Source organism: Rhizobium sp. BK376 (assembly GCF_004341625.1).
Lineage (GTDB): Bacteria > Pseudomonadota > Alphaproteobacteria > Rhizobiales > Rhizobiaceae > Rhizobium.
Window position 1 is genome coordinate 80,120 of the sequence record NZ_SLZG01000019.1, and the last position, 25,324, is coordinate 105,443.

Here is a 25,324-nt window from a genome sequence, read left to right on the forward strand (position 1 = left end):
GACTTCAAGGCAAAGGTGCTTCAGGCAGAGGCACAGCTGGCGGCGGACAATGCCGCAATCGAGAACCTGGACAGCGAAATCGAGTTGCAGAAGGCCGTGGTGCGACTGGCAAATGCGGCCCTGCAAGGCGCCGATGCCGAAGCCTACCGGGCAAAGCGCGACTTCGACCGTGCAACGAACCTGTCTCAGAGCGGTTCCGGTTCCGGCGCCAATGTCGACACGACGCAGGCGGCCAGCCTAAGGGCGGACGCGGCCGTCGCCGCAGCACAAGCCAACGTCGAGGCATCCAGACGTCAGGTCCATGTCTTCGAAACCAAGCGACCGCAGCTTCTGGCCGCGATTTCTTCGGCGGAGGCTGCCGTGAAGCTCGCCCAGTTCGATCTCGACGGAACGATCGTCCGCTCGCCCGAGGACGGATGGGTCGGCGCGAAGCAGGCGCAGCTGGGACAGTACGTGAAGCCCGGGGGGCTCGTTATCCCATTCGTCTCCGACGACGTCTGGGTCGTGGCAAATTTCAAGGAAACGCAGCTTCCGGAGATCTCCATCGGTCAGGAAGTCTCAATCGATTTCGACGGGATCGATGCCCCATCGTTCAAGGGCCACGTCGAGAGCCTGTCTCCCGCCAGCGGCGCCCAGTTCGCGCTACTGCCTCCTGACAATGCGACGGGTAATTTCACGAGGATCGTCAGCGGGTTCCGGTCCGGATCGGTGTTGATCCCGGTCAGCAGAAAAGAGACCAGCTCCGACCGGGCATGTCCGCCATGGTGCGGCTGCTGAAGGAGCGAAGACCCGCTCAATAGAAGACGAGCTTGTCGATGCTGATCTCGGCAAAGACCGAAGGATCAGGCTTTTCCAGCTCGGTCGTCCGGTACATCGTCCTGCGCGAGGCGAACCTGATGCCCTGTATCTGGACGAAGTCCTTCAGAACGCTGGTGACGGATGCACTCAGGAGATCGAACCGGAATTCCTGCCATCGCATCATGCCGTCCATGCCGACATGGCACATTATCTTCGGAGCGTGCCCGGGAATATGGGGCGGATAGGAAATCTGTGCCCTGCGGATCGTCTCCTCGCCGACTTGGTGCGGCTGCAGCTCCGCGACTTCGAACCCCGCTGATGCAAAGAGAAATGGCTGGGTCACGACGTTCCAGATGGAATAGCTGCATATGTACGCGAGCTGGAAGTCGTCCCACGGCCTGTCGACGCTCATCTCGGCGAAGGAGGAACGGGGATTGTACTGCGTCTCCACATAGCCGCCGTCGGCACTGTCGATCGCCAGCACCTTGGGAGTGAAGTTACTTTCGATGGGTCGGGGATCCGTGCAGTGGAGCCGCACGGTCTGATCCAGCAGGCCAAGCTCGAACAGGCCGCCAACCGATGCCGAAGGACCGCCCCGCGTCGACCAGAGGTCGCCCTCTATCCTGAACCTTCCCTGGGCTCGCCGATACATCGCGAAGAGGTGCTGCCCGCCATGCGCATCCATGATGTCGTCGATCAGAGTGCGCGTTGGCGTTGCCTCACCCATTGGCGGGACATCATGCCTGCAGGAGCTTGGCGGCGCTTCGGCGAACGAAACTTGCGACGTAACCATATCGGCAGACCTCCGACTGGGGGTATCGAAAATGAATCAAGTGAAGCGGCTATCTGTCTGACCTTGGTGACAGAATGGGAAAGTTAGCGAAATTTCTGCGTTTGCATATGACATATTTGACCGTGTTTTCGGCCACGACGCGCGGCAAGGGCGTTAGCCCGGCATAGCCGACTTGAGACTTTCGAGAAGAATCTCGTCGTCCACAGGCTTTTCCAGGAAGGCGATAGCCCCGGCCGCCAGCGCCGCTGCTCGAACGCTCGCATCGAACTGCGAGGTCAGGAATATGATAGGCGGTGCCGAATCTCGGGAGACGAGTTCCGCCTGAAGTTCGATGCCGGACAGGCCTGCCATCTTTATGTCAAGGATGATGCACCCGATTCTTCCGAGGTGACACCCGGCGAGAAACTCCTCGGCCGAGGCGAACGTCTGCGTCCGGTATCCGCAGGATTTCAACAGATCCTGGAGAGCCTCCCGGATGGCAATGTCGTCGTCGACGATCGCGACCGATTGAACTTTGGACATCGCTGCCGCCTGCCTTCAGTTTTCATGCTCTGCGAGGCTAGGCAGCTGGGTAGGTGGTAGTGTCTTCCAGTGGGCGTAGATGACCTCGGCTTTGCGGACTAGATCGGGAAGCGTGCGGCTCCTAAGCTTCTTCATGAGGCTTGCCTTGTGAAGTTTGACGGTGATCTCGCTGAGGCTCATCTCGTAGGCGATCTGCTTGTTCATCAGGCCCTTGACGACGTGCCCCATGCACTCCCGTTCCCGCTTGGTGAGCGCCTTCGAAAGGGCGATGATGGCGTCTTGCTCAGCTTCCCGTTCCCGGCGTTCCCTATCCCGCGCAAGGGCTGCCCTGACAGCATTGAACAGGTCCTCGTCGTTGAACGGCTTCGTCAGAAAGTCCAGTGCGCCCGCCTTCATCGCCTGGACGGTCATCGGAATGTCGCCGAACCCCGTGATGAAGATGATCGGCATCCTATACCCGAGCGAGGCCAGTTGATGCTGAAGTTCGAGACCGTCAGTCCCTGGCATTCGGACATCGAGGATTATGCAGCCGGGGCTGTCCGGCGGAACGCTGTCAAGGAAGGGAAGCGCGCTGTCGAAGGAAGCGGATCGCACGTCGATCGAACGAAGGACGTCTGCGATCGCAAGCCGCATATCCTCGTCGTCATCGATGATGAATACGTCCACTGAAGATGGATCAGTCATGGCTTGCCTCCACGGGTAGGCTAACCTGGAAAACGGCGCCTCCCCCTTCATGATTCCGGCCGCTTAGCCTTCCTCCCTGCGCCTCCACCATCGCCCGGCATATCGACAGCCCGATACCCATGCCGGATTCCTTCGTGGTGAAGAACGGGTCGAAGAGCTTCTGCAGCGCGTTGTCTTCGATGCCTCTGCCATGATCTCGGACGCTGATGACGACGGCGTCGTCACCATTCATCGAGCATTCGATGGAAACCTTCTTCTCCGATCCCCCGCCAGAGTTGATCGACTGGATGCCGTTGTTGAGCAGATTGACCAGCACCTGCTGGATTTCGGCCTTCGCCAGCTTCACCTTCGGCATGTGCGAGGGAATTCTCGTCTGCAGCACGATCGAGCCGCTGGTCAACTCGTGTTCAAGGAGAAGGCAGGTTTCCCCGATCATCTTGGCGACGTCGGTGACTTCCGCTCGAGCCGGATTCCGCATGATCATCTGCCGGGTGCTCTTCAGAATGCCCGCTACCCGGTGTGCATCTCGGACGATACGCTCGGCGGCATCCGAGGCCGATGGAATATCCGGAGACTCCCGCCGCAGCCAGCGAAGGCATGACTGGGCATTCAGGACAACGGCTCCAACAGGCTGGTTCAGCTCGTGGGCGAGCGAGGCAGACAAGGCCCCGACCATGGCCACCCTGGACACCTTTGCCATTTCCGCCTGCGCGGCCAGAAGCGCCTGCTGGGAGCGGTCGCGCTCCGTAACGTCGAACATTCCGACGACCACGCGGTCCAGCCCGATGCCGTCTTCGGGAAAGCTCAGAACAAGGAGCACGGACAGAGTCGTGCCATCAGGCCGTACGATCTTCCCCTTTCCTTCGAAACGGGTCCGGCCGCTGAACAGGCATTCGACGATGCCCAACAGACACTCTTCGTCGCGGGGGATGAACTTCCTGATGGAGCCGGACACCTCCTCCGACGAGCGGCCCAGCAGTTCCAAGGTTGCGTCGTTTACGGAGACGCTCTCGATAAGGTCCGCGCATTCCTGGAGGAACATGGGCGACGAGGCCGAGTGACGTTTCAGGTTGCTCACGCCGCCGTCCCGAAGTTCGACCAGCCTAGCCTTGAGCTTGCTGAAATCCTGTTCCCAGAGCGCCACCCGGCTCTGCTCGAAAATCGCACGAAAGCGGGCTTCGCTGCGTTGGAGAGCGTCGTTGGTCCGTTTCAAACGTTCCGTTGCGGCGCGGTTTCTGATCAGGACCGCCGCCGTTGTCGCAATTGCCGCGATTGAGACGACCGCTCGAAGGTTTCCTGGAGGGAGCAACGCGTCGCCACTGAAAGCGAAGGATACGACGGTCAGCATGACGCAGAGTGCGGAAGCCAATAGAATTCCGAACCCTGCAAGCACCTCTGAGGCAAGCAACAGTGCCAGCCCGTAGAGCACGGCAATGGCGCTCCCTGCATTAGTGAACGTGTCGAGGTAGAAGACGAGGCAAATCAGCGTCAGCGACGACAATGCGTTCGCCGTTCGCCCCGGATACCAGCCAGGCGTCAGAATTGCCTCCGTGCGCAAACCAAGTAGATCCACGATACTCTCTCCCAGCGACGCCCCAAGGCCCGACAGTCTCACGCCGTCGGACGTTCCTCGCATGATAGCGCCTGAGTTCCTCATGCGCGACGCCTCGAATCTGAGGGATTCAAGGCCGCAGTAACACCCGGCCGAGCGCCTCCCTCGACAGAACTCGCCGATGCGCATCCGCAGCCTCCGAAAGCGGATATTCCCTGTCGATCAGCACCTCCAGATCGCCGCGAGCCATTCTCGTAGTAGACCGCAGCTTTCATCGGTTCCTCTTCGTCTAATCCAGAATTGAGCCGCCCCAGGGATTGTCCACGGCGACCTTCCAGCTGCCATCTGGCTGCTGCCTGAGAACGTCCGAGGTAAGGCCGCCTACTTCGACAGGTTCTCCCTTTTCACCGACCGACTGCGCGCTCCAGCGCGAATGATGCAGCGCGATGCTTCCGGCCTGAACGACCGTGCGTTCCGAAATATGGAACACCGGAAAGACCTTGGACAGCGCGACAAGACCTTCCTTGATCGCTGCTCGTCCCACCGCATGTGAGTCCGGCTGGATGACGAGAACGCCGTCCTCCTCGAAGTAGGCCGCCGCCTCGTCCATTTTGCCTTGCTGGCGCAGGGCTACGATCGTTGCCATCGTCTCTGCCGGGCTCATCTCAACAGCCTCGGCAATGTGCTGAAATCGCTCGCTTTCATGAATAGTCCTTCTGTGCGGCCTTTGACGCCTTTTCCGTTTTGCAAAAGGCATAGTCGCGAGCGGCATCGGGCCGTCCACCTATACATGTGTATGGTCGCGCTGGACCCGGAGGGCGGACAGAGCGACGCTTCTTGCGGTGACTGGCGCCGGATCGTCGAAAGCCCGTGCGAGAACAGCCGCACCTACGATGGAATCGAACACAAGCCGGATCTGGTCCGCGTACAATGCCCGGTTCTCTCTCCTTGAAAGTTGTGAAAACACGTGAAGATGGCCTTCACGCCTCTTCCCTGGAATAACCACGTGGGCTGCCAGCACACCGCCTACAGCAGCGGAAGCTTACAGCCCACAATCGAACTGATAGCGTGAAAGGCGTCCTAGATGGATGCGCGGATCTCTGCAGCAACGAGTTCCGGTGCCTGAGCGTGCGGGTAGTGCCCAATTCCCGGAAGGACCTTGAGTGGAACGCCGAGCTTCTGGGAAAGCTCCTCGCCCATTCCCTTGTTGATGTAGTGGTCGAGTTCGCCCCAGATCACTTTGACAGGGGTCGCAAGCTTTCCGAGGTTGGCCTCGAAGTAGTCCTCGTCCCGAGTGAAGTGGGAATAGTAGTGATAGAAGGCATCACCTGAGCTGAATTTGCCGTCAGTCCATCCTTCCGTCATGTCCTTCACGACGTCGGGATGAATATTCATCGCCGCTTCCGGTGGCGACCCAATGCGGTGCGCGTTGGCTGGAATTTGCGTCCCGGCATTGTTGAAATATGCTCGGGCTTTGGACGCCGTCGGCTCGCTCTTGAGGTTTTGCAAGTTCTCGCTCATGAACTGAGGCCTGTTGAATGGAGCGAAGTCGCCTACGATGATGTTCTTCGCGATGTCCGGCTCTTCCAGCGCCGCCAGCAGGACTGGGAGTGATCCGATATCTGTCCCGTAAATCGTAAGTCTTGAGCAGTCGATACCCGAGGCCAAGACATAGGCTTTCAAGATCGTACTGAAGTCCGTTGGCGAGTAGGAGAACTCCTCCGGCGCGGGCCTCGATGAGAGACCATATCCCGGCCAATCGAACGAGTGGACGTCGTAGTCACTGACGAGGTCGGCTATTACGTCCTTCCAGACCGCCACGGTTTCGGGGAAGCCTTGCAACAGAAGAATGGTGCCCTTCGGTGCCGCGCTCCTCGCGACAAGGCGGCGCAGGCTTATCCCACAGGTAACCTGAAGGTGGCTTATCTCAGGCGCTACAGCGGCCGCAGCGCTTCCGAGCACCTCCGGCGCGCTACGAGCTACGTAGGAAGAGATCGACTGCAGGGCTTTCATTTGAGTGTTCCTCTAAGGATGGAAGTCGGGAGTGCGCAGCTATGCCGCAGCACTTCCGTTGTGAGAGAGCTTCGTTTTGTTGACTCTGTCTCAGGTGCGGCCCCTTGGATCGCGGCGTGCCGAGACCTGCCTATGACAGCATGATCTCGGCGACCTTCTTCCCTTCGTCGATCTGAACCCAGTGGCCAGCATCGATCAGGTGCAGGGTCGAGTTTTGCAGGTTGCCGTGGAAGTCCTTGGCGGTGGCGGTCGTGAGATATGGATCGCGCTCGCCCCAGATCACCTTCGTCGGAACTTCCAGCTTGTTCAGAAGAGGAAGCCGCTTGGTGTTTTCGGCCAGCACGTCGTAGAAACCTGCGGTCATTTGCACGAATGCCGGACCACTGCTTGGAGGCAGCCCGAAATTGGCATCGATAAGAGGCCCGAGGAAATCGACATACGTCTTCACGTGCCTCTCGGGCAACGCCGCCTGAAAGAGAGACCGCTGGAGGTTGAGTAGCGACCCCATGAACTCGGGGTTCTGGGCGATCATCATCGCCACTTCCCTTAGGTTGACTGTTGCGAATACCTCGATCAGTTCCGGCAGCCTGTCGTCGGGCACCGCGTGGTAAACGCAGTTCAGGATGACCAGTTCGGCAACGTCGTCCGGCTGGTCGATCGCGAAGTTCAAACCGGGGAAACCACCGGAGTCATGGACTACAGGTACGATCTTCCCGAGCTTAAGCGCCTCCACGACGCGCTTGAGATCGCCCTGCTGCTGGGCAAACGAGTACTTGGCGCCTTCCGGCTTGTCAGAAGCGCCAAAGCCGAGGAAATCGAATGTCACCACCCGCCGACCAGCGTCGACGAGGTGCGGCACCAGGAAGTCGTAGATGCCAAGATTATCCGGAAACCCATGCATCATCACGAAAGCAGGTCCGGCACCAGGATAGTCCCGCACGTATAGCTTTCCCTGCCCGTGCTCGATACGGTGCTCCTGAAATGATCTAGCGTTGTCTCCGTAGCTTGGAAATGGTTCGCTCATTTTGGTGTCCTTTCAAGCGAGCCTTCTGCCCGCGTGGATGTCGGATGATGTGTCACGTCGACTAAAGCGCAGAACCGCACCGCTCTCGGGAGCGTTCACGCGCGATGTTGATCCGATTGTGGTTGGAGTAAACTATACGGATGGATGGTGGCGGGCCGCGACACCCACCACCGCGGGGCTGCTGTCAATGCGCTCCCGCTCCGCCTCCGGAGGCGTCAGCAGCAAGGCGACTGCGGCGATGGCCAGCACGACACCGATCACCGCGAATATGTCGCTGAAGCCCATAATCAGAGCCTGGCGCTTGACGAGCCTGCCGGGCGTCCGCCTCACCTGTGTCCACCCATACGGATGTATGGGTTTCGCAACCACTCAGAACCACCGAAACCCGCTGGGCGCCGCCGCGGCCGTTGCTTTCGCCTGCCGCACCGCCATTAATCGAGGGTGAAATGACGATCGATCTCCACGGATACCGGACCGGAAACTGTCTCAGAGTCTCCGTCGCATTGGAGGAAGCAGGCCTTCCCTACACTGTGCGTCAGGTCAACCTGACCTTAGGCGAGCATCACAGCGCCGCACATCTTGCGCTCAATCCTAGCGGAAAGGTTCCGGTCATCGTTGACCATGCTGACGATCCGCCGTTCGTTCTCTCGCAATCCAATGCAATCATGATGTACATCGATCAGAAGAGGCCCGGTGTCCTCTTCCCCGAGAACACCATGATGCGGGCGATCGCCCTCGAGCGCTTCTTTTACTTCGTCACGGATGTCATAGGTCCGGGGATGGCGGCGTTCCGCGTACGCGGCAGTGATGAAGCTCGCAACTCCCTGCTGGAATCGTCCCTCAGTGCATGGGCCGACGCCCATCGGTTTGTCGAGAACTCGAAATATATGGGCGGTGACGAATTCTCCGCCGCAGAAATTGCCGCGGCCGTCTACATCCAGGCTTACCACCGCCACATCGACTGGGCAGCGGCGCCCAGGCTGGAACAGTGGCTGCAGCTCGTGATGTCCAGGCCGTCTTTCGAGCGTGGCATGAAAGCCTTCGGGAAGTGAACGTCAGCGGAGAAGGTTCGATTTCGCGAGATCGATGACTTCGGTTCCGCGCCCGCTGAGCACGACCTTCGCCATCCAGAGACTGAACCCGGTCACCTGCTCGAGATTGATCTTGGGCGGCATCACTAGCTCGTCGTGATTGGTCACGACATCCACCAGCACGGGACCATCGTATGCGAAGGCGGTCGTCAGCACCTCTCGCAGATCGGGGCCCTTCTCGACGCGAATGCCCATGAAATAAGGTACCGCCGCCAAATGAGGCGGCGGGATCGAGATTTCAGCAGCTTGGCTCCGTCGGCCGCCGGGCGCCGCCTCGCCCAGCCATACATTCGTATAGGTATCAAATCGACCTACATCGCAGAAGATTCGCACACGGCAAACAGAGGAGACGGCCATGCAGCGAACCTTCCATCGCAACGGAATTTCAATCCTGGCAGTAACAGCGTTTCTGGCTTCCAGTGTAGCCAACGCGCAGTCGGTACCGGACCCTAAACTGCTCGACGTCCCGACCACCAAGGTGCTGGCCATCGGCTCCTTCACTCCGACTACGTCGCCCAAGGTATGGCTTCCTATGGTGCCCCGCGAGGCAAAGAAAACCGCCGACCTCTATTTCGACGGCAAGATCGACCAATGGTACGTCAAGCAGGACAAGACCGGTGTCGTCTTCGTGATGAACGTGAAGACGGCCGACGAAGCCCACGCATTGCTGGACAAACTCCCTATGGGCGTCGCTGGCGTGATGAAGTTCGAGATGATTCCGCTCGGCCCCATCAGCCCGATCCGGATGATCATGACCAATCCGGAGAATTGACCGATGGCTTTCTACAGCAGAGAAAACCCTCCGCCTGTCGGTGAGTTCAAGAACCTCGAGGAAGTCCCGATCCCAACGACAAAGATGCTCGCTATCGGCACCGTAACGGAAAACGGGACCGCGGCCGACCGTGACGATGGGCCTCGTCCATCACTGACGATATTTCCGGTCTTCCGGCGTTTCAGTATCCGAAGAAGATCAATACGAGAGTCGCCTGACGATAGTTAAACGAACCCCTGGGAGGACGGATCTTTCACCGCTGTCCCAGGGGCCTGAGCGCTCTCACGGCCGTCCGGCGCGTGCCGACCCGGTGATCGTGATTTCATGATGACCCGCATATCGAGCCCGCATCTCGAATTCAAGGCGAAAACCGGAATCCGTGCCATTTCACCGCCGATCACACCCTTGCAGGCTTGGCCATCGTTGTCCTGATCGGCTACGGCATTGGCTTCATCAAGGGAGCGGGCAAGGCCATTGAGAAGTCGACGCCGAGCGCGTTCGGCGGAAAGTGTCATAGGAGTACCGAGATGGGTTGGACTTCTCGTATGATGGAAAATCCCATCATACGGTGGTGGCTATTAACGGCATTCTGGGGGCCGGCCCTTTGGCATGTGGTTCCATGGATCTTTCACGGTTGCTGCGACATTTGCCACGCGATAGTTGGATGAAGGGATAGTTCCTTCCTGGAAACAACCGTCAGAGCGGAGGATGCAGTGAACCGAGGTTTCGAGAGTGAGTTTGCTACGGTTGATCTGCTACTCGGATCCGAGTGCGAAAGCCGGGCTGTCGATGGTTTCTGCCTCGCTTGGATCAAGCTGGAGCGGCAGTTGCGAAAAATCACTGCCAATCTGATCTACCAGGCATCGACTCTTACCGCGCGTGACGCAGGAAAGCTTCGCGAGGCTCTCTACGGACATGGAAGTCTCGACTACAACAGCTTCATGGGGGCGATAAATCACCTCAGCGGGATTCCGGTCAGCGATCTAGTCGGTGAACGCTATCGACCTCTCAAAAAGGAAATTGGTGTCTGCTACCGGAACAGACAGAAGATCCTTCATGGTCAGCAAACGGGTCAAAGCCTGGACCGAGAAGCGTTGCTGGCCCGCATCGCCTCTATTCGCGAATGGTGCCGCCTACTGTCGGTCGGCGCAGCAGATCGATTTGGCTATGACGGCTTCGCCGGGAACACCTCCCTCTTCAAGACCGATCGACCTGCAGTCGTCGAAGCAGTCGACAAGGCTCTCCGACGCCGGGGATGGCTGGCATACGCCCAGACTTTCCAGCGCTGATTCCGAAGGTCAGCCCAAGTCCTACCCGACCATGTTGGGATCAAGGTTCAAGATCGTTACGACGCCCTCCCCAGGAATTCGAAACGACTGCTCGGTGATCTCGTATCTCGCTGCCGAAGCTTTATTGGCCAACGACATCACTTCGGGCGAGGACCAGTTCTACGAGCGGCTCTGCCACGCTTCCAAAGGAGGCTTTGGAATCATGGTGGAGATGACCCAGGAGGCCTGCTTCCGGGCAATTCGGGCGGGCCGTTCTGAGCTCGCGTCGCGCCACTTCGCCAACGAATATGAATCCAACAGCTCCAATCCAGACCTGAACATTTTCAGGAGCCCCGACTGGCGCGAAATCACGTCCACCTACGACAACCACAAATAATACGAAGGCACGAACATGACCCTACCAGTTGTCGTACCCTTTCATGATGACGAAGTCGCATTGGACCTTCCTTCTAGGCTGGCACATGCTAATGGCTATTCGTCAGTTCGGCGGTTTGTCGAGGCAGCCGGCATCAGGACGACGGACCTTGCCGCAGGTGAAGAAATCGCGATCGAACGCCTGGCAAAATGGTCAGGAGTCGAACCCGAGCGCCTTTCGAAATTCGCCCAGAGGACGCTTGGACGTTCGTTGCGTTGGAAGCTTGGCGAGGCGATGTTCGACAAGGAGTCTCGCGTCGGCCATCGATATCGCTATTGCCCATCTTGCGTGGCGCATGACATTGAAACTGGTGTCGGACGCCCTGGGGCACTCACCTATACGCGCGCTGCCTGGATGACCCGTTCTATCCGCACGTGCGTTATTCACAGCGAGCCGATCGTAGAAGCACCATACTCAAAGACGTTCGGTCGAGACTTTAGCCGGTATGTCTCCGAGAACGCGACCGAGATCTGCGGCCACGCAAATTGCGCGACCACGACCTCAACTCCGTCCAACCTCGACGTGTACCTGAATGACCGGATCTTCGGCATCGCACGACAGCCCTATCTTGATCAGTTCGAGGCTTATGTTGTCGTCAACCTCTGTGTTTACCTTGGCCAGTTCGTCAAAAAATACCGGTCCGCCCTCGGCGAATTTTCCGAGGCGCCCTGGAATCTCGGCGACGCTGAGGTTGGCTTCTTCTTCGCCATTCAAGGCGAGACCGCCATCCGTCACCTGATGAGCATCGTGTTGCGCTCGTCCTGGCTCACTGGGGCGCGGAAGATGCCGTTCGGGCCGCTGGCCCTTTGGCTCCGCAGGAACCGTGACAACTCCGACTGTGCTGCGTTCGTCGAGCTGTTTCAGAATATCTCCGAGCGAAACCTTCCGTTGGGCCCGGGCGAGCTCAGCGTGTTCCGCACCCGCCGTCGGTATCTGCATACGTTACTATCGGCATCCACGGAATTCGGCATGAGTGATGAGCGCGTGCTGCAGCTCGCGGAAACCGCCGGTCTCGTCGCGCATCCGCTGCCGCGCCTCAACAAGGTTCTCATCGACGCCGACAAGCTTAACGCCGTACTCAAGGCCGCTACGGCGACCCTGACGAGCAAGCAGGCGCGGGAGAGGCTCGGTGTTACTGAAGTTGTCATGTCGCGCATCCTGAAGGCAGGCATGATTGATCTGGTAGAGCAGAAAAACGATGGCAGAAAGTTCGCACGCATCCGCAACGAGGACCTCATCAAATTCCAAACCAAACTATTCAGCAAAGTCGGCATGCTGAGCCTCGACGATGGTGGCTCATACACCACTATCGCCGACGCATCGAGGAGGTGCTTTTGCACCTCCGATGAACTGATTGCCCTTGTTCGCGATGGCTCCCTTCGGCATGTCGGCGCACTGCCTAATCACGCGTTCCGTCTCAGCGATCTGCTTGTCGACTGGACGGAGGTCATGGAGATTTTCGTAGAGAAGAGACTAGCGGCAAAGGCCGCGGGGAATGAGGTAGCGGGTGCCCAGATGGACGTCCACAGCACGATCTGGAAGAACGACATCGCACACGGGGTGCCGAGCTATCTGTTAAACAATAGGCAGGCGGCTCGCCTACTCCGCGTAGCGCCTCCGACCATCCGGTATCTCATCGACAATGGGTACGTTTCGACCACTGCCGACCGGAACATCAAGACTAAGCGCAAGCAGGCGTATATCAGCGTTGAGTCCGTCGAGAGGTTCGCCGAGAACCATATCTCGATTGCGGACCTCGCAGCCCAGCTGGAGACGCACCCTGTCATCATCGAAAAAATGCTGTCGAAGAACGGGATCAAGCCAATCTACGAACAGGAAGGCAGGGTAGCTAGATTCTATCAGCGATCCGAGCTCGAACCCCTCAATATGTTCAGTCTTCGAGTTCGCTAGAAAAACGATCACTACGACAATCAGCCCGCTTCTAGCGGGCTTTTTTTGTGTCTCCTGGACGCATAGCTGTGGCGATCTCAGACGCGTCGATATCGCGATCCTAGGATCATTTTAGACGCATGCCAAAATTAAGTTATTGATTACGTTGAGTTATTTTAGAGATTAGACGCATTTCAACGCGGTGGGATCATTAGTAGTATTAAGACCGCCTAGGTTTGCGGCTGAGAGCTCAGGTCTTGCAGTTTCTCCGCGGTAGAAGTGAGCCTGACCTCCTAGGATACTCTTGGCGCTTCCACTTCTTTGGACCTGCGCTGATGTCGGCGGCGCCCGGGATGCGATCGGCTACCTGCCCGGACCATCATTCTTGGGAACCGCCGGACCTTGGGCGTCGTCGGCGAAGATGTAGCTCCGGGACGCATCGTCGGAAAGCTCGGCCACGTACTGAATGTAAGGAACAGCCTTGCCCTCGCCAGTCTCCCCACGCCGGAGCACCTCGAATGCAAAATCGGCCTTCTTTCCACGAAGCCGCAGTGCAATCTCGTAGAGCGCAGGAACCTCAATGATGCTGATAGAAAAGTCGTCATCAGCGGTTATTGCAAATTCGGCCACGGCCTTGAAAACCGGCTCAAACAGTTCCGCACCCTCGCCTTCCAGAAAGGAGTTGAAAGACAGCTTCCCGTCCGGTTCCAGATCCAGATCCGCCAGCATCGCCTTTCCTGCCACGCGGAAGAAGAATCGATACAGTCCCGGAGGATCTTCGAGATCCCCCATCGCAGCTTGGTCCGCGCCGAAAACATGGACTGGTAAAGGATCATCGGCCACCAGGGTTGGAAAGGTGACCTTATCACTTGGCAGAATGCGAACGTTTGCCAGCCCCTCGGCAAAGATCGAAAGGCACCCTTCGGGACCCGAGAATTTCAAGATCGACATTCTATGCTCCAACCGCTGCCGGATCCCGGACGAAGTACGAATGTGACCATCTACCGTGTCCCAGGCGCCCGAATGCCTTCTCAAACTTGGCGGCGGGCATCGTCCTTGTGCCTCCACCTTTCTTGAGAGGGTCCTCAATTACGTACCACAAAGCATCGTCCTCTCCAATGAACCACCCTCTGATGACCACGAAATGGCCGCCACCGCCCTTCCAATGGATCCTGGCGCCCAGTGGACGTCTTTTGGCTATCTCATGAAAGACAACCTCCTCGGGCACCTTCTTATCTGTCATCATCTTCAAGCAACCGACAATGCTTAGAGCTTTATCCAGTTCCCACTGCTTATTGATATGAGGCGCTGACGCATCGCCAGTGCATGCTTCCTCCTTCAATGCCTCTGTCACGATGTCACACTGCTTCCAGTACGTTTCATTTTGGAAGTACTGCACAACGGTGGCGCTTACTGCCGCCCAGCACCAGTTGGTTTGCTCCTGCCTCTGTATGGTGAATTTGAAGCTTTTACCTTTGGAGGCATTTTTCCGACGGCGCTTTCGAAGGAAGTATGCCTCGAGTTCTGATCTGTCCATGCGATGCTCTTGCTATCTTGATTGGCCGAGGTCGTCCCCTGTCAGGACGTGTCTAGCGGTGTGAGGTAAAAATTCGACTACACAGTGCAAGGCATAGCCGATACCCTTACCTTCCAGGTAATGAGCATCGATACTGCGCGGCAAATCGACATGCTGAGTGCTCAGTCAAAGTGAGCCGACACCCCAGAGGCAGGTCTATACGATCTTTCAATTCCGCACGCTGAATTCCTGGCCGTCCTCGCGTGTGAGATCCTCGACAGCGGCGAGGATTGCCTCCCGCACCTTTGCAGTGTGACCACCTGGTCCCGATAGTTTTCCTGCCTGTAAGTCGGCCGCTTGCTGTGACATCGCAATTCGCTTTCCCCGTTACACGCGAACGCATATAGGGGGAAAGCCTCTCTATGGCGGTCGCCCGGCGCTCATAAGTGTGGTCAGCTTTGTCCAAAGGAAGACGAGAAACATGCTTGCAGGACCGCCCTCCCGGTTTTCACCCGCAGCTCTGGGACTTGATGCGCAAGCCTATGACGCGTTCGTCAAACTCCGCCTTGGGCACTCAACGCGTGGCAGTGTCATCGTTCCGGAGCTTGTTTTCGGGCGGTTCGGGCCGTGGCGGTTCTTCCAACCGTCATTCTTCGGCCCATGTCAGCTTGGGTGGGACTTCGAGCCAGGCGTCGATATTGCCACGTTATCGGTCGACCTGGGGAAGCCCAGATCCCGCAAGCCGGGCCGCGCGATCCTTCGGATCCGTTCGGATCAACGAGTCAAGTGCTACGGGGATGGCTCGCAGCTCTACAAGTGCGAGCTTTCCGGACCACGCCATATCGCACACATGGCCTCGGGCCGCGCTCGCAGGACGGCAGCTGATGATTTCGAGATCCTCTTATATCACCACACGACGCCCACCAACCTCGGCTTGATACTACGCTCCGGCGAACTCTGGTCGTCGGCCTGGAACCTGCGGGGCACGCGTCGACTGGAGAACGTCGCCTATACCTATTTCACGAGCCTCGACAAGATCGGCAGCGAGGCCGACCTCCACAGGATCGCAATGGCCTCGAATGGGCAGATCAGATTTCAGACGACTTCTTTCCGGGAGACCGAGGCAACTCTGACGCTCGACGTGTACCGCGGGAGCACAAAAGGCCGCACGAGCACCTTGGCCCGATATATCCCCGTCGACATGCTGGCCGCGCCTCACCTCCATTTCCATCATTCGATCATGATAGAGGCAGCCTGGTATGAGATTGTATCACCTGAAATCTATCGTGTTGGCGTGAAACCTGGCGCCACACTACCGCTGGGGAAGGACGCGGTCGGATGCGACAGTGCCTCGTTGAAGTCCTTCGATCATGTCGCGCTTGGCGACACCAGCACACTGCCCGGGTTGGCGGCGCCGTACGACGAGGAGACAACGGATCAGCTGATGCACACCCAAATGCTCGGTGAGGACATCGACTTGTTCCAGTTCTGGCGTCGCAATGCCAACACCGATCAGGTTTCCGGGCGAACTCCGGAAGCGCGGGTCCTTGAGCCTCGGTAGAGGCCAAAGGCGTTCATGATCGCAATCTTCAAAATGTGCATTTGGCGATGCCTTCTTCCTGCTCGGGACCGCCTTGCCGTTAGCGCTTGTGGCAACGCTGATGCTCCGGAGAGCGCCTCAGGGTGTGGGCGTCGGTCACTGAATGCGGCGCGCTAGGTCACGGGCTCAGCCAGGATTTTCCTGGCGAGCACGTGACCTTCAAATTCGAAGCCGTCCGGATACGGCAGTCGCAGACCTATGACAGCGATCAGACGCCGAAACTGAAAGATATGGTGGGAGAATATCTCGGCGCTTCCAATGTCCTTCTTGCTGAAGGAGTGAATGGCGTTCCGCTGGCCTTGAATGAAGGCGACCGCTGCCAGGTCCTTTGGCGACAGGAGATCCTTCTTGGTGAAGTACTGCCTCATCTTCTCGAGCGAGATCTCGGTAGGATCGTGGATCGTCCCCGTCTTCTCGCCCTTCTTGTGCATGGCATCCAGGCTCTTGACAGTCTCGTGGTCGGCAAGAAAATCTTCGAGATAGACTGCCAGGAAGAGCCGAAGGGAACTCTCCATGAGGCTGCCGAGATTCGCCCAAGCAAGGATCAGTTCGCCGTCCGTCATCGTGGTTTCTGGCGTCCACTTGTACAGCGCCGCTGCAAGCGAGGGCATGAGTTCGAGCCGCGCCGATGCCAGCATCGCCGCGGCTCCGTCGGGAGCCCAGCCATGAGCGTTCTTCCAGAATTTGCTTAGACCTATCTGAATTCTGACGATGTCATCGATCGCTGCGGAATAGCTGTGCATGGAGGCTCCTCGCTCGCCGATTTACTTTAAAAATCCAGTACTTCCGATTGCGGAGACTTCCCACCGCTATAGACTCCGAAAAACGAATCTGATTCTGTTGGCGACTTCAATGGACTTGACGATTAATTTTGCACCGATCTCCTTGGAAGGTAATTGCAGCGTTCTTGTCGGGCGTCAGAACTACGACAAGGAACGCCTTGCTGAGCTGCGCGCCGACTTCAGGGATACTCATGTCTTCCGGCGCGACGGAGCTGAAAGCATTGTCGACATTCCGATCATGCCGGGCGCAGTCCCGCTTGGACATGTCCAGGAAACGATTGATCTGAGACAGCACCAGATCTTCTGGCCGATGCTCTTGCAGGAATCGCTCATCCAGCTTCTGGGCAAGCGGCCCATCCTGTCGAACAATCCCTTGAAGTTCCTCGGTGCGCGCGTTCCGCTGATCGAGCATGCCAATCTGCCGGACTGGCTCCAGCGGCTGTCGGTCACCGAGATCCATACCCGGCATATCACCGTCGACCGCAGGAGGATCCATGGCATCGTATGCGATGTCCGAGCAAAGTCCTTCATCTCCGCGACTTGCGACGTGCTCATCGATGCCGGGGTGCACATCGTCGGCCGATACGTCCAGGTTGAGCTGCCTCCGATCGATGACCGGATCATGCCCAAGCGGAAGCTTGTTGGCCGGGTCCGCAGTGTCGACGGCGAAGAGCTCCTTCTGGAGGATTGCGAGCCGGGTTACGAGAAAGTCGCTGCGAAACTGGCCTTCCTGGAACCGCGTAAGGAAAACTTCGAGGAATGTGTGCGCAAAGTTCTCGGGCGCGATGCCGAGCGCGTGCTTGAGCAATCCCAGCGGGCCTCGCAGCACCTCGCGTCCGGCCCGGGCAAGCTGGAGCACATCGACAGCATCGTGAAGTACCTGAGGGACAAGAAGCCCGCCGCAGTTCCCGGGGCCAATTTTGCCATCGATGGTCCACTGAATACCAAGGGACGCCTGTTCCCGTCCGGGGAAATCATCGAGAAGCCCTTCCTGCTGTTCGATCCGAGCGGCAGCCGGAAGGACGACTGGGCTGAACGGGGGTTGAAGGATCATGGCCCGTACGACGAGCAGGTCTTCAGTCCGAAGGGTCTGAATATCGCGGTCGTGTGTCAGGCGCGCCTCGAAGGGCGCGTTGACGAGTTCGTGGCGAAATTCCTGCATGGAATGCCGAAGATTCTTCAGCAGGGAAAGAACTTCGCGCGCTTTGGAGACGGCTTCATCAAGCGCTTCCGGCTGAACAAGCCCACCGTGCACTATTTCCTCGCCGACGGCACGTCGGACGAGGCCTACGCCGTCGCCAGTCGCGAAGCGCTGGACAAGGCCCGCGACGGAGGCTTCGAGTGGGATCTTGCGATCGTCCAGATCGAAGAGGAATTCAAGTCGCTCGCCGACGGTTCGAACCCCTACTACACCACCAAATCCATCTTCCTCAGGCGTGACGTGCCCGTTCAGAGCGTTCGTCTGGAGACGATGTCGTTCCCGGACAATGAGCTCGTGTTTCCGATGAACCATCTGAGCCTGGCGACATACGCAAAGCTCGGGGGCACGCCATGGCTGCTTGCTTCCAGTCAAACGGTCGCCCACGAGCTTGTCATCGGCTTGGGGTCGAGCACCAGTTCTGAAAGCAGGCTTGGCCCCCAGATGAGGCATGTCGGCATAACCACGGTGTTTTCCAGCGATGGCAGCTATCTGCTCAGCGACCGGACTGCCGCGGTTCCCTATGATCGCTATCCCGAGGAACTGCGTAAGACCTTGAAGCGGACGATCGAAGCCGTCCGGACCGAGGACAACTGGCGGAGCACTGACAAGGTCAGGCTCGTTTTTCACTCGTTCAAACCCTTCAAGGACTCGGAGGTGGAGGCGATCGACGCTCTGACGGGCGAACTGGGGCTGGGCGATGTCAAGGCGGCGTACCTGCACATCGCCCCAGACCATCCTTTTCTTTTGTTCGATCATGCTCAAAAGGGTATCGCGGCAAGAGGCGGCAAGAAGGGTGTCCTCGGCCCTGCGCGGCAGCTCCATATCCGTCTCAGCGACTTCGAGTCCCTGGTAGTTTTCGCGGGAGCCTCCGAACTCAAGCAGGTGACCGACGGCATGCCACGGCCTGCCCTTATCAGGCTTCATCCGAACTCCACGTTTAAGGACATGACCTACCTCTCTCGCCAGGCGTTTTCCTTCTCCGCACATTCCTGGCGAATGCTCTCGCCCGAGCCGTTCCCCATAACCATCCGCTATTCCGATCTCATCGCCGAGCGGCTCGCAGGTCTGGCCTCGGTGAGAGGCTGGGATCCGGATGCCGTGACCTTCGGAGCGATCGGTCACAAGCCGTGGTTCCTCTGACATGATCGATCTGAGCACGATCCGTCTGGAACTTGTCCGCGCCATCGCCACCACCGACGCGGCGGTGCACGTGCGGGCATTCAGTGCGTGGGTCCTCGGCGACACTGAAGGCCTGTCACACGAGGTTCAGCGCGCAGCGGCTGCCTCCGATAATAATATGCTTCCCGAGCAAGTGGCCGCTCTCGGCTACGGCAAGGCTTGCGGTCTCCTTACCGATGCCCAGAACACCCTCCTTCTCAACGAGATCGACCACTTCTCCGGGCGGAAGTTCTTCAGCCTGGGCAGGCCGCTGCGTGTCGAAATCGATGGGATCGCTTTGCTGGGTATTGCGCTCGTGGTCAGGGAGTTTCCCAACCCGACCTGGCTTAACGACCTGCTGTTCCGCTCGGCGAAGGAGGTTGGCGACAACGCCTGGACACTTGGACTCGTCTCCGCGGCAAGGCATCTGATTGGAGCCGGACCCGCGATACAGGATCCCGCAGATCTGGCATTCGCACTGGCCATTCGTGGTATAGGGAACGCGGACGATGGTCTGGCGACGAGTGCTTGGCCGATCGCTTCCCAGCTGCCATCAGGTCCTAATCTCGGCCTCGACACACTTTCGGTTCGTCTCTCTGCGTTTGACGGCGTTGTCGCAAGAAGCTTGCATGTGCGGATCGCCACGCCCGGGTTCGATGATCTGCTACTGGCACTTCGGGGTGTTCCACGGGCAATGAAACACTGGGCCTTCGAAACGAAGCCGCGGACACCGAGATCCGAGATCGCGGTCTGGCACGTCGAGAACGAGTACCATGTGCAGGCGCTTCTCTGGACGATCCTGGCACCGATCTTCCCGGATCTCGAAGACGAGGAGAACCTCCCTTCGATTGGGCATAAGCGGCCCAGAGTGGATCTAGCGGTTCCTTCGATCAGGACCCTGATCGAAGTGAAATACATGCGCGGAGGTGCGCAGTCCGATTTCGCGAAAGTCATCGATGAAGTTGCCGCCGACGCCTCTCTCTATCTCAGCACCACGACGGCGTTCGACAAGATCGTCGCGTTCGTGTGGGACGATTCCGCCCACTCGGAACAGCACCACGAACTCCAGTCCGGCCTCGAAAAGATCAAGGGAGTGGAAGCTGCCGTGGTGGTTTCGCGCCCAGGCAGGATGGGCCGAAAGAGCTGACGGGAGGTTTCCCCTCCGCCAGCAAAACCCGAGCGTTCGCCGGAAAACCTGAAGACCGTTTTAGTTCGTCTCAAGAAGACTTCAGTGGCTAATGCCATGCTGTAGCCTCATGATCGGAGTAGGCCTTCCGACATGTCCCTAGACTTGCAAGCCACCGAAGCCGTTCGCCGCCGGATGCAGCGCACCAAAGACAACCCCTTCGAGCGTACCATCCGCTCGCAGCTTCATGCCCGCGGGCTTCGCTATCGGATCCACTATCTGATCCCCGGCATGAAGCGGACTACATGCGATTTCGCCTTTCCGGGGCTGAAGATCGCGGTGTTCCTGGATGGATGCTTCTGGCACGGATGCGGGACGCATCCGCCGTCGGTGAAGAAAAACAGAGACTTTTGGCTCTCGAAGATCGAGCGTAACCGGGCAAGGGATGCGCGTGCGACGACGCACCTCGCTGAACTCGGTTGGACGGCACTCAGGTTCTGGGAACATGAGTCCGCCGAAACCATCGTGGAAAAGATCGTTTCGGCGACTGAAGTGCTCCGAGATGGTCAGTCACGCCTTCGCGCGCGCTCAAGCACGTGAAGAGGCCGCCTCAACAGTTCAAAGCTATCAATGGCGACGAACGATTCGTCCAAGCCATGGTCATGGAACAGGCGTCGCTGGTTCCACAGTGGATGGACGACCACGCCCCATCGCGTATGCTGACTGTTCAACGAGAAGACGGGTATATCGCTCCTGCCCTTGAGGCTTTCGACACGGTTTCCGGGAATGAATGTCGACGTGTTCTGTGCGAGCTGACGAGCGGTCTCTGGCCAATCGTCAGACCCAAAATTGGACGCCGGTCACCCCGCCAGAGGGGTCAATATTCCACGCCGAAACACAGCCGACTTCAATGACTCGATCCGATGTTCGATCGTCCGAGATGACAAGTTTAAACGATCAGCGATTTCTCTCGTCGGCGCGCCTTCCGCCAGCAGTTGGAGGATTCCGAAATCATGCTCCGTCTCGAACCCTTCCTGATCCAGAGTGATCCAACTCAGGCAATGATCCCTAGTCAGGCAAGCCCGCCTTGCGCATACCTTCGGACATCTGCTCCGCCCATCCCGGCATCGCCCGGAATACGGGTCGAGTGAGATATCGTCGTATAGTGAAATCGGGCTCTGCCGTCAGTAGTTGGTGCGCTGCCCACCGCGCTGTCGATTCGTCCCCTGCAATTGACGCCCAGGCAGCCATCATCCGATATGGCCAAGTTACTTCCGGATGCCGATCGACAACTTCCCTAGCAATCAAGACGGCCTCGGCGGGAGACCCTGCCTGCGCCACCGCAAGTGCAAATCCCATTCGCATATTGAAGGCGAGCGGATCCGCCGGACTCAACGTCATCGCCTTCTCAAACCGCTCCTTGGCTCGATCAGGCTCACCTCTGTAGCTCGCCACCCAGCCAAATCTCGCCCACGCCCAGGCGTTGTTGGGATCGAGCGTCAGCGCACGCTCCAGGTAAACTGTGGCGCGAGCCTGATCACCGCAATGGCTCATGGCTCCGCCTACCGCTGTCAGCCCGCTCGGGTCATCGTCGATAGAGCGGGACGCCGCTTCAATCGCAGCCAGCGTGATTTTCAATTCCCACTCTGGGTTCTTGCTCCAGATATAGCCGAGGTTTTGACCGTGACACCAAGCTAGAAACGCATGGGCTCGTCCGTATCCGGGATCAACCGCGACCGCCTTTTCCAACAAGGGAATCGCTCGCGTGACGGATTCTTCGTTGTGTCCCCAGAGATATGGATAAGCCCGCATCAGGAAGTCGTAGGCGCGTAAGCTGCTCGGTGGCTTGCGGGTAGAGAGCTCGATCTCCGCCCTTCTTATAGCTGGATGGACCGCTCCGGCAACCTGGGCGGCGATCCTGTCCTGGAATTCGAAGATCTCGCTGGTTGCTCCTTCGTACCGCTCTGACCACAATTGCGTCCGCATCTCAGCGTCAACCAGCTGGACGGATATTCGCAGCCTGTCGCCCCCGCGGCGGACGGTGCCCTCGACCACGTACGCAACCCCCAGCCGCCTGCCGACATCGCGAACATCCACGAACTGGCCCTTATAGGTGAAAGCAGACTGACGCGCGATCACGAAGAAGTCGCGTACACGGGAGAGAGCCGACGTAATCTCCTCAACCACCCCGTCCACGAAATATTCGTCGTCGGAACCACTGAGATTATCGAAAGGCATCACCACGATCGACGGCTGATCCTTTCCTTGTCGGATCTGTGGCGGGACCCTGGGCGCGGTCTCATCATCGCCGAAGGGTTCCTGTGACCACTCGACTGAGTACACTTGCACGGGCCTAGGAATATTTTTCAGCATCCGCTCTCCAACACTGGTCAGCGTGAATGGCACCTTCCCGTCGAGGTGTTCTCTCACTGATCCAGAAATGCATATGCCTGATGGCGGCGAGATTTCCTGCAACCGCGCAGCAATGTTTACGCCGTCCCCCAGGAGATCCGCCCCGGACACGGCGACGTCGCCAAGATTGATGCCAATCCTGAATTCAAGAATGGGCTCGTGCGACGGATTGGTGAAATAAAGGTGCAAGCGGCGCTGTACTTCGACTGAACACCTGACAGCTTGGACGGTACTCGGAAATTCGGCAATAAGGCCGTCTCCAGCGCTGCCGAATATTCGTCCGGAATTTTGGCGGACCAGTTCTTCGACCAGCCTATGACAAGCATGAAGAGCATGAAGGGTGCGCTCTTCATCGAGTGCGGCTAGTCGGCTGTATCCAACGACATCGGTGGACAGAATGACTGCGAGCTTTCGGTCCACGGCGGCACCCGCTCCTTCGGAAAGACAGTCACAAACCTTCCCCGAGATTACAACGGAGAGGGATCGGAATCTACGGTCCTTCGGCTTAAGGGCCGACACCGACATCGAGCAGGTTCCGAACCGACACTCGCACCATAGCGTAGCACGCACTTCCTATTGATGCCCTGAGCGACGTCGGATCGACCACCGCGACTTCGCAACAAAAGCGAACGCCGACACAGCGTTCTGTTTAGGAAGCAGCAAATGGGATAGTCAGCCGGAATCGACGCTGGACAATTTCTTCGTTCCTGGATCTCGAATAGATCCGGACGTCCTCCTGCCGGGTGAAACCCAGGCGCACAAGGATCGCAGCAGAAGCGACATTGTCGTCCGCACACCCAGCCCGCAAAGAGGTCAGGCCGACGTCCTCCACAGCGAACCGAACTAGCCGTTTTGCGGCTTCAAGGCCGAACCCCCGCCCCCATGCTGCCTGGTCGAGCCAGTAGCCTATTTCGCCCTGTCCCTCGGCAATGTCGAAGACGTCGCAAATTCCGATCAAACGGCCATCAAGGGTGATCGCCAGCCGATAGGCGGAACCCGTGCGCCACTCCTCGGCATGACCGAAGAACCAGTTGGTCATTTTCTCAATGTCAGGCGGAATTGTCGCCGACGCGAGATTGCGGGCGACCTCGTGATTGGACCTGATCTCAATGGCGCGTTCGACGTCGCGCGGCACCGTCGGACGTAGCACGAGGCGTTCGGTCAACAAGCGGATGGAATGGTTAGGTATCAATGTTGGACTCGTGAGCGGCATTAGAAAGGTGGCCTGCCGTGCTTGGCACTACGGCCATCTCGCGCCTAAGCATAACAGAAATTGAACCCTTCCAAGGTTAGGGTGATATCCAGCTTTTTCGGTAGACAACTCCAGTCCTGGGTTCCTTCGGGCGCATATTCGTCAACTTCCCGAACAGTTCGTAGTCCGTGACTCCCGCCGCCACGCACGCCTCTTTGAGCACGCTGTCCGCCACCAGCCCGGGCAGGTGCTTCTGCTTGAACAAGTGTGCAGGTCCCGCGCGTTCTTGATCAAAGTGAAGGTCATGGTCACCGACAATACTGTAAATCTGATTTCCTCGATCGTCCTCGACCGCCAGGGTGGACTTTTCGAGATCGAGAGCGTCGATCTCTCTGCGCACCGCGAAGAAGTAGTGAGGCGATGGTGACATTTGCCCTTTTGGATAATGGACTTCGATTGGTGAAAACTCGGCCGCTTCGGGATCGACTCTCTCGATTACATCTTTGAGCCTTTGGCTCGCGAACATTACGCCCATGCACCATGCCAAGTCCTTCGGTGGCTTGAAGCGCTGACCCTTTTTCGGCGCAAGAATTGGCGTTTCGGGAAATGTCGGCAGACGACCATCCGCTCTGATTATCATCAATTGCCCAGGCGGAAGCAGATTGCGGAAGTTGACCACGTCAAGGCCGTGATTGGAGCCCCTGAGTGGCGCGTGGAATAGAAAAAACTTTCGTAGCGTCATGTTTCATCTTGGTTGCAGGAAATCTATGCAATTGTAACCCGATTCAGCCCCCTGTGCCGTTTGGGACAATTGGGACAGGGCTTCACGCATAAGTTTTTATCTATCTTGTTGACTTCAACTTAGCCAGCATCGGCTACCTTCGGCAAGTCGAATAAGCGCGCTTGCTCGCGATTAAGGTTGAGGGGTATCGATGACGTCCGAGATCGAGATCAAACAGAAGAAGCTGGGCTTCTATCGCGAGTTTCGCTTTTCGGTTGATCGACTGACCTGCAGAGTCAAAGATCTCTCAGGAACGAACGTTCACCGTCCCGTACGAACTGGTCGACATGCCCAATGCATCGACCGTGCGCACGGCAAATCCCCGGTATAGTCATCAGCTTTACAGGACTGTCATTGCCGCGCTGGTCGTGGCATTTCTGATCGGGTTGGCCAACAAGACGATAGGAGGCGCTCTTTCGGCTGCGGCCCTGGCCTGCTACGCCGGAATATGGGTAGGTCAGACAGCCGGATGGTTTTCAGTTGATCTGACACACATTCCGGTGCTCGGCGCTGCTCAGGCCGGGACTCCCAAGGTGATTTCCATTATCGGCGATCGGCAGCGACACCAAGCTATGCAGGAACTCACCGCCAGATGGCGCGAGCGGGTCCGTGAACTATACGATCGTGCCCCAGGAGATGGTGTAACTGGCGGGAGATAGCAAAGCCGAGTGCCCGCGCGCTTCTCGTTGCGCTGTAGCGGGTGATCGGCTTTG

The 25,324-nt window shown here is 58.2% G+C and carries 26 protein-coding genes; 10 read left to right on the forward strand and 16 right to left on the reverse strand.

What is annotated here, in order from left to right; genetic code table 11:
- The first annotated feature begins 15 nt into the window (after positions 1-15).
- Positions 16-777: an HlyD family secretion protein gene (locus tag EV561_RS28780; RefSeq protein ID WP_165927942.1), complete on the forward strand. Its 762-nt coding sequence runs from the start codon at positions 16-18 to the stop codon at positions 775-777.
- A gap of 16 nt (positions 778-793) precedes the next feature.
- On the opposite strand, the gene EV561_RS28785 is transcribed toward EV561_RS28780, so the two are convergent.
- From EV561_RS28785 to EV561_RS37340, 8 genes are all read right to left on the reverse strand, one after another.
- The gene (locus tag EV561_RS28785; RefSeq protein WP_132526933.1) at positions 794-1,591 is read right to left on the reverse strand and encodes a hypothetical protein; all 798 of its coding nucleotides are present in this window, start codon (positions 1,589-1,591) and stop codon (positions 794-796) included.
- Positions 1,592-1,744: 153 nt separating this feature from the next.
- Entirely contained in the window at positions 1,745-2,113 is a 369-nt protein-coding gene (locus tag EV561_RS28790; protein WP_132526935.1) for a response regulator, read from the reverse strand.
- 15 nt (positions 2,114-2,128) lie between these two features.
- Positions 2,129-2,797, reverse strand: coding sequence for a response regulator (locus tag EV561_RS28795; protein WP_132526937.1), 669 nt, complete (start codon positions 2,795-2,797; stop codon positions 2,129-2,131).
- Positions 2,790-4,370 carry an ATP-binding protein gene (locus EV561_RS28800; protein WP_165927943.1) on the reverse strand — a complete coding sequence of 527 codons (1,581 nt, stop codon included), beginning with the start codon at positions 4,368-4,370 and terminating at the stop codon, positions 2,790-2,792. Before EV561_RS28800 ends, EV561_RS28795 begins: the two co-directional genes overlap by 8 nt.
- 268 nt (positions 4,371-4,638) lie before the next feature.
- On the reverse strand, positions 4,639-5,013 hold the full coding sequence (locus EV561_RS28810) for a nuclear transport factor 2 family protein (protein ID WP_165927944.1): 375 nt from the start codon (positions 5,011-5,013) through the stop codon (positions 4,639-4,641).
- Between the two features lie 416 nt (positions 5,014-5,429).
- Complete coding sequence (locus EV561_RS28815) at positions 5,430-6,362, reverse strand: alpha/beta hydrolase (RefSeq protein ID WP_132526945.1); 933 nt, start codon at positions 6,360-6,362, stop codon at positions 5,430-5,432.
- 130 nt (positions 6,363-6,492) lie between these two features.
- The gene (locus EV561_RS28820) at positions 6,493-7,386 is read right to left on the reverse strand and encodes an alpha/beta hydrolase (protein ID WP_132526947.1); all 894 of its coding nucleotides are present in this window, start codon (positions 7,384-7,386) and stop codon (positions 6,493-6,495) included.
- 132 nt (positions 7,387-7,518) lie between these two features.
- Positions 7,519-7,716: a hypothetical protein gene (locus tag EV561_RS37340; protein WP_165927935.1), complete on the reverse strand. Its 198-nt coding sequence runs from the start codon at positions 7,714-7,716 to the stop codon at positions 7,519-7,521.
- 116 nt (positions 7,717-7,832) lie between these two features.
- Between EV561_RS37340 and EV561_RS28825 the strand changes: the two genes are divergently transcribed.
- Positions 7,833-8,438: a glutathione S-transferase family protein gene (locus EV561_RS28825; protein ID WP_132526949.1), complete on the forward strand. Its 606-nt coding sequence runs from the start codon at positions 7,833-7,835 to the stop codon at positions 8,436-8,438.
- A 3-nt stretch (positions 8,439-8,441) separates the two neighbouring features.
- Here the strand turns inward: EV561_RS28825 and EV561_RS28830 are convergent, their stop codons facing one another.
- The gene (locus EV561_RS28830) at positions 8,442-8,834 is read right to left on the reverse strand and encodes a hypothetical protein (protein ID WP_132526951.1); all 393 of its coding nucleotides are present in this window, start codon (positions 8,832-8,834) and stop codon (positions 8,442-8,444) included.
- Between EV561_RS28830 and EV561_RS28835 the strand changes: the two genes are divergently transcribed.
- The 4 genes from EV561_RS28835 (at position 8,833) to EV561_RS28850 (ending at position 12,864) form a co-directional block, all read left to right on the forward strand.
- On the forward strand, positions 8,833-9,249 hold the full coding sequence (locus tag EV561_RS28835) for a hypothetical protein (RefSeq protein WP_132526953.1): 417 nt from the start codon (positions 8,833-8,835) through the stop codon (positions 9,247-9,249). The genes EV561_RS28830 and EV561_RS28835 overlap by 2 nt on opposite strands.
- 713 nt (positions 9,250-9,962) lie before the next feature.
- Positions 9,963-10,538 (forward strand): hypothetical protein, encoded by a 576-nt coding sequence (locus EV561_RS28840; RefSeq protein ID WP_132526955.1) that lies wholly within the window; start codon positions 9,963-9,965, stop codon positions 10,536-10,538.
- A 94-nt stretch (positions 10,539-10,632) separates the two neighbouring features.
- A complete protein-coding gene (locus tag EV561_RS28845) occupies positions 10,633-10,914 on the forward strand; it encodes a hypothetical protein (RefSeq protein ID WP_165927945.1) in 282 nt (93 codons plus the stop codon).
- A gap of 15 nt (positions 10,915-10,929) precedes the next feature.
- On the forward strand, positions 10,930-12,864 hold the full coding sequence (locus EV561_RS28850; RefSeq protein WP_132526959.1) for a TniQ family protein: 1,935 nt from the start codon (positions 10,930-10,932) through the stop codon (positions 12,862-12,864).
- Between the two features lie 342 nt (positions 12,865-13,206).
- Here EV561_RS28850 and EV561_RS28855 read toward each other — a convergent pair whose 3' ends face one another.
- On the reverse strand, positions 13,207-13,794 hold the full coding sequence (locus EV561_RS28855) for a hypothetical protein (protein ID WP_132526961.1): 588 nt from the start codon (positions 13,792-13,794) through the stop codon (positions 13,207-13,209).
- 1 nt (position 13,795) lies between these two features.
- On the reverse strand, positions 13,796-14,380 hold the full coding sequence (locus tag EV561_RS28860) for a papain-like cysteine protease family protein (RefSeq protein WP_132526963.1): 585 nt from the start codon (positions 14,378-14,380) through the stop codon (positions 13,796-13,798).
- A 460-nt stretch (positions 14,381-14,840) separates the two neighbouring features.
- Here EV561_RS28860 and EV561_RS28865 point away from each other — a divergent pair, with 460 nt between their 5' ends.
- Positions 14,841-15,920 carry a hypothetical protein gene (locus EV561_RS28865; protein WP_132526965.1) on the forward strand — a complete coding sequence of 360 codons (1,080 nt, stop codon included), beginning with the start codon at positions 14,841-14,843 and terminating at the stop codon, positions 15,918-15,920.
- Between the two features lie 152 nt (positions 15,921-16,072).
- Here EV561_RS28865 and EV561_RS28870 read toward each other — a convergent pair whose 3' ends face one another.
- Positions 16,073-16,702 carry a hypothetical protein gene (locus EV561_RS28870; RefSeq protein WP_132526967.1) on the reverse strand — a complete coding sequence of 210 codons (630 nt, stop codon included), beginning with the start codon at positions 16,700-16,702 and terminating at the stop codon, positions 16,073-16,075.
- Positions 16,703-16,811: 109 nt separating this feature from the next.
- On the opposite strand from EV561_RS28870, the gene EV561_RS28875 reads away from it, so the two are divergent.
- The 3 genes from EV561_RS28875 (at position 16,812) to EV561_RS28885 (ending at position 20,826) form a co-directional block, all read left to right on the forward strand.
- Entirely contained in the window at positions 16,812-19,082 is a 2,271-nt protein-coding gene (locus EV561_RS28875; protein WP_132526969.1) for a hypothetical protein, read from the forward strand.
- Between the two features lies 1 nt (position 19,083).
- Complete coding sequence (locus EV561_RS28880; RefSeq protein ID WP_132526971.1) at positions 19,084-20,247, forward strand: hypothetical protein; 1,164 nt, start codon at positions 19,084-19,086, stop codon at positions 20,245-20,247.
- 132 nt (positions 20,248-20,379) lie between these two features.
- Positions 20,380-20,826, forward strand: a complete 447-nt coding sequence (locus tag EV561_RS28885; RefSeq protein ID WP_132526973.1) for a very short patch repair endonuclease — start codon at positions 20,380-20,382, stop codon at positions 20,824-20,826.
- Between the two features lie 260 nt (positions 20,827-21,086).
- Here EV561_RS28885 and EV561_RS38580 read toward each other — a convergent pair whose 3' ends face one another.
- From EV561_RS38580 to EV561_RS28905, 4 genes are all read right to left on the reverse strand, one after another.
- On the reverse strand, positions 21,087-21,398 hold the full coding sequence (locus tag EV561_RS38580; RefSeq protein WP_132526989.1) for a LuxR C-terminal-related transcriptional regulator: 312 nt from the start codon (positions 21,396-21,398) through the stop codon (positions 21,087-21,089).
- A complete protein-coding gene (locus EV561_RS28895) occupies positions 21,295-23,058 on the reverse strand; it encodes an adenylate/guanylate cyclase domain-containing protein (RefSeq protein WP_245513014.1) in 1,764 nt (587 codons plus the stop codon). The genes EV561_RS38580 and EV561_RS28895 overlap by 104 nt, the downstream gene beginning before the upstream one ends.
- Positions 23,059-23,287: 229 nt before the next feature.
- Positions 23,288-23,830, reverse strand: coding sequence for a GNAT family N-acetyltransferase (locus tag EV561_RS28900; RefSeq protein WP_165927946.1), 543 nt, complete (start codon positions 23,828-23,830; stop codon positions 23,288-23,290).
- Positions 23,831-23,927: 97 nt separating this feature from the next.
- On the reverse strand, positions 23,928-24,572 hold the full coding sequence (locus EV561_RS28905) for a DUF1629 domain-containing protein (protein ID WP_132526979.1): 645 nt from the start codon (positions 24,570-24,572) through the stop codon (positions 23,928-23,930).
- Positions 24,573-25,324: the final 752 nt, after the last annotated feature.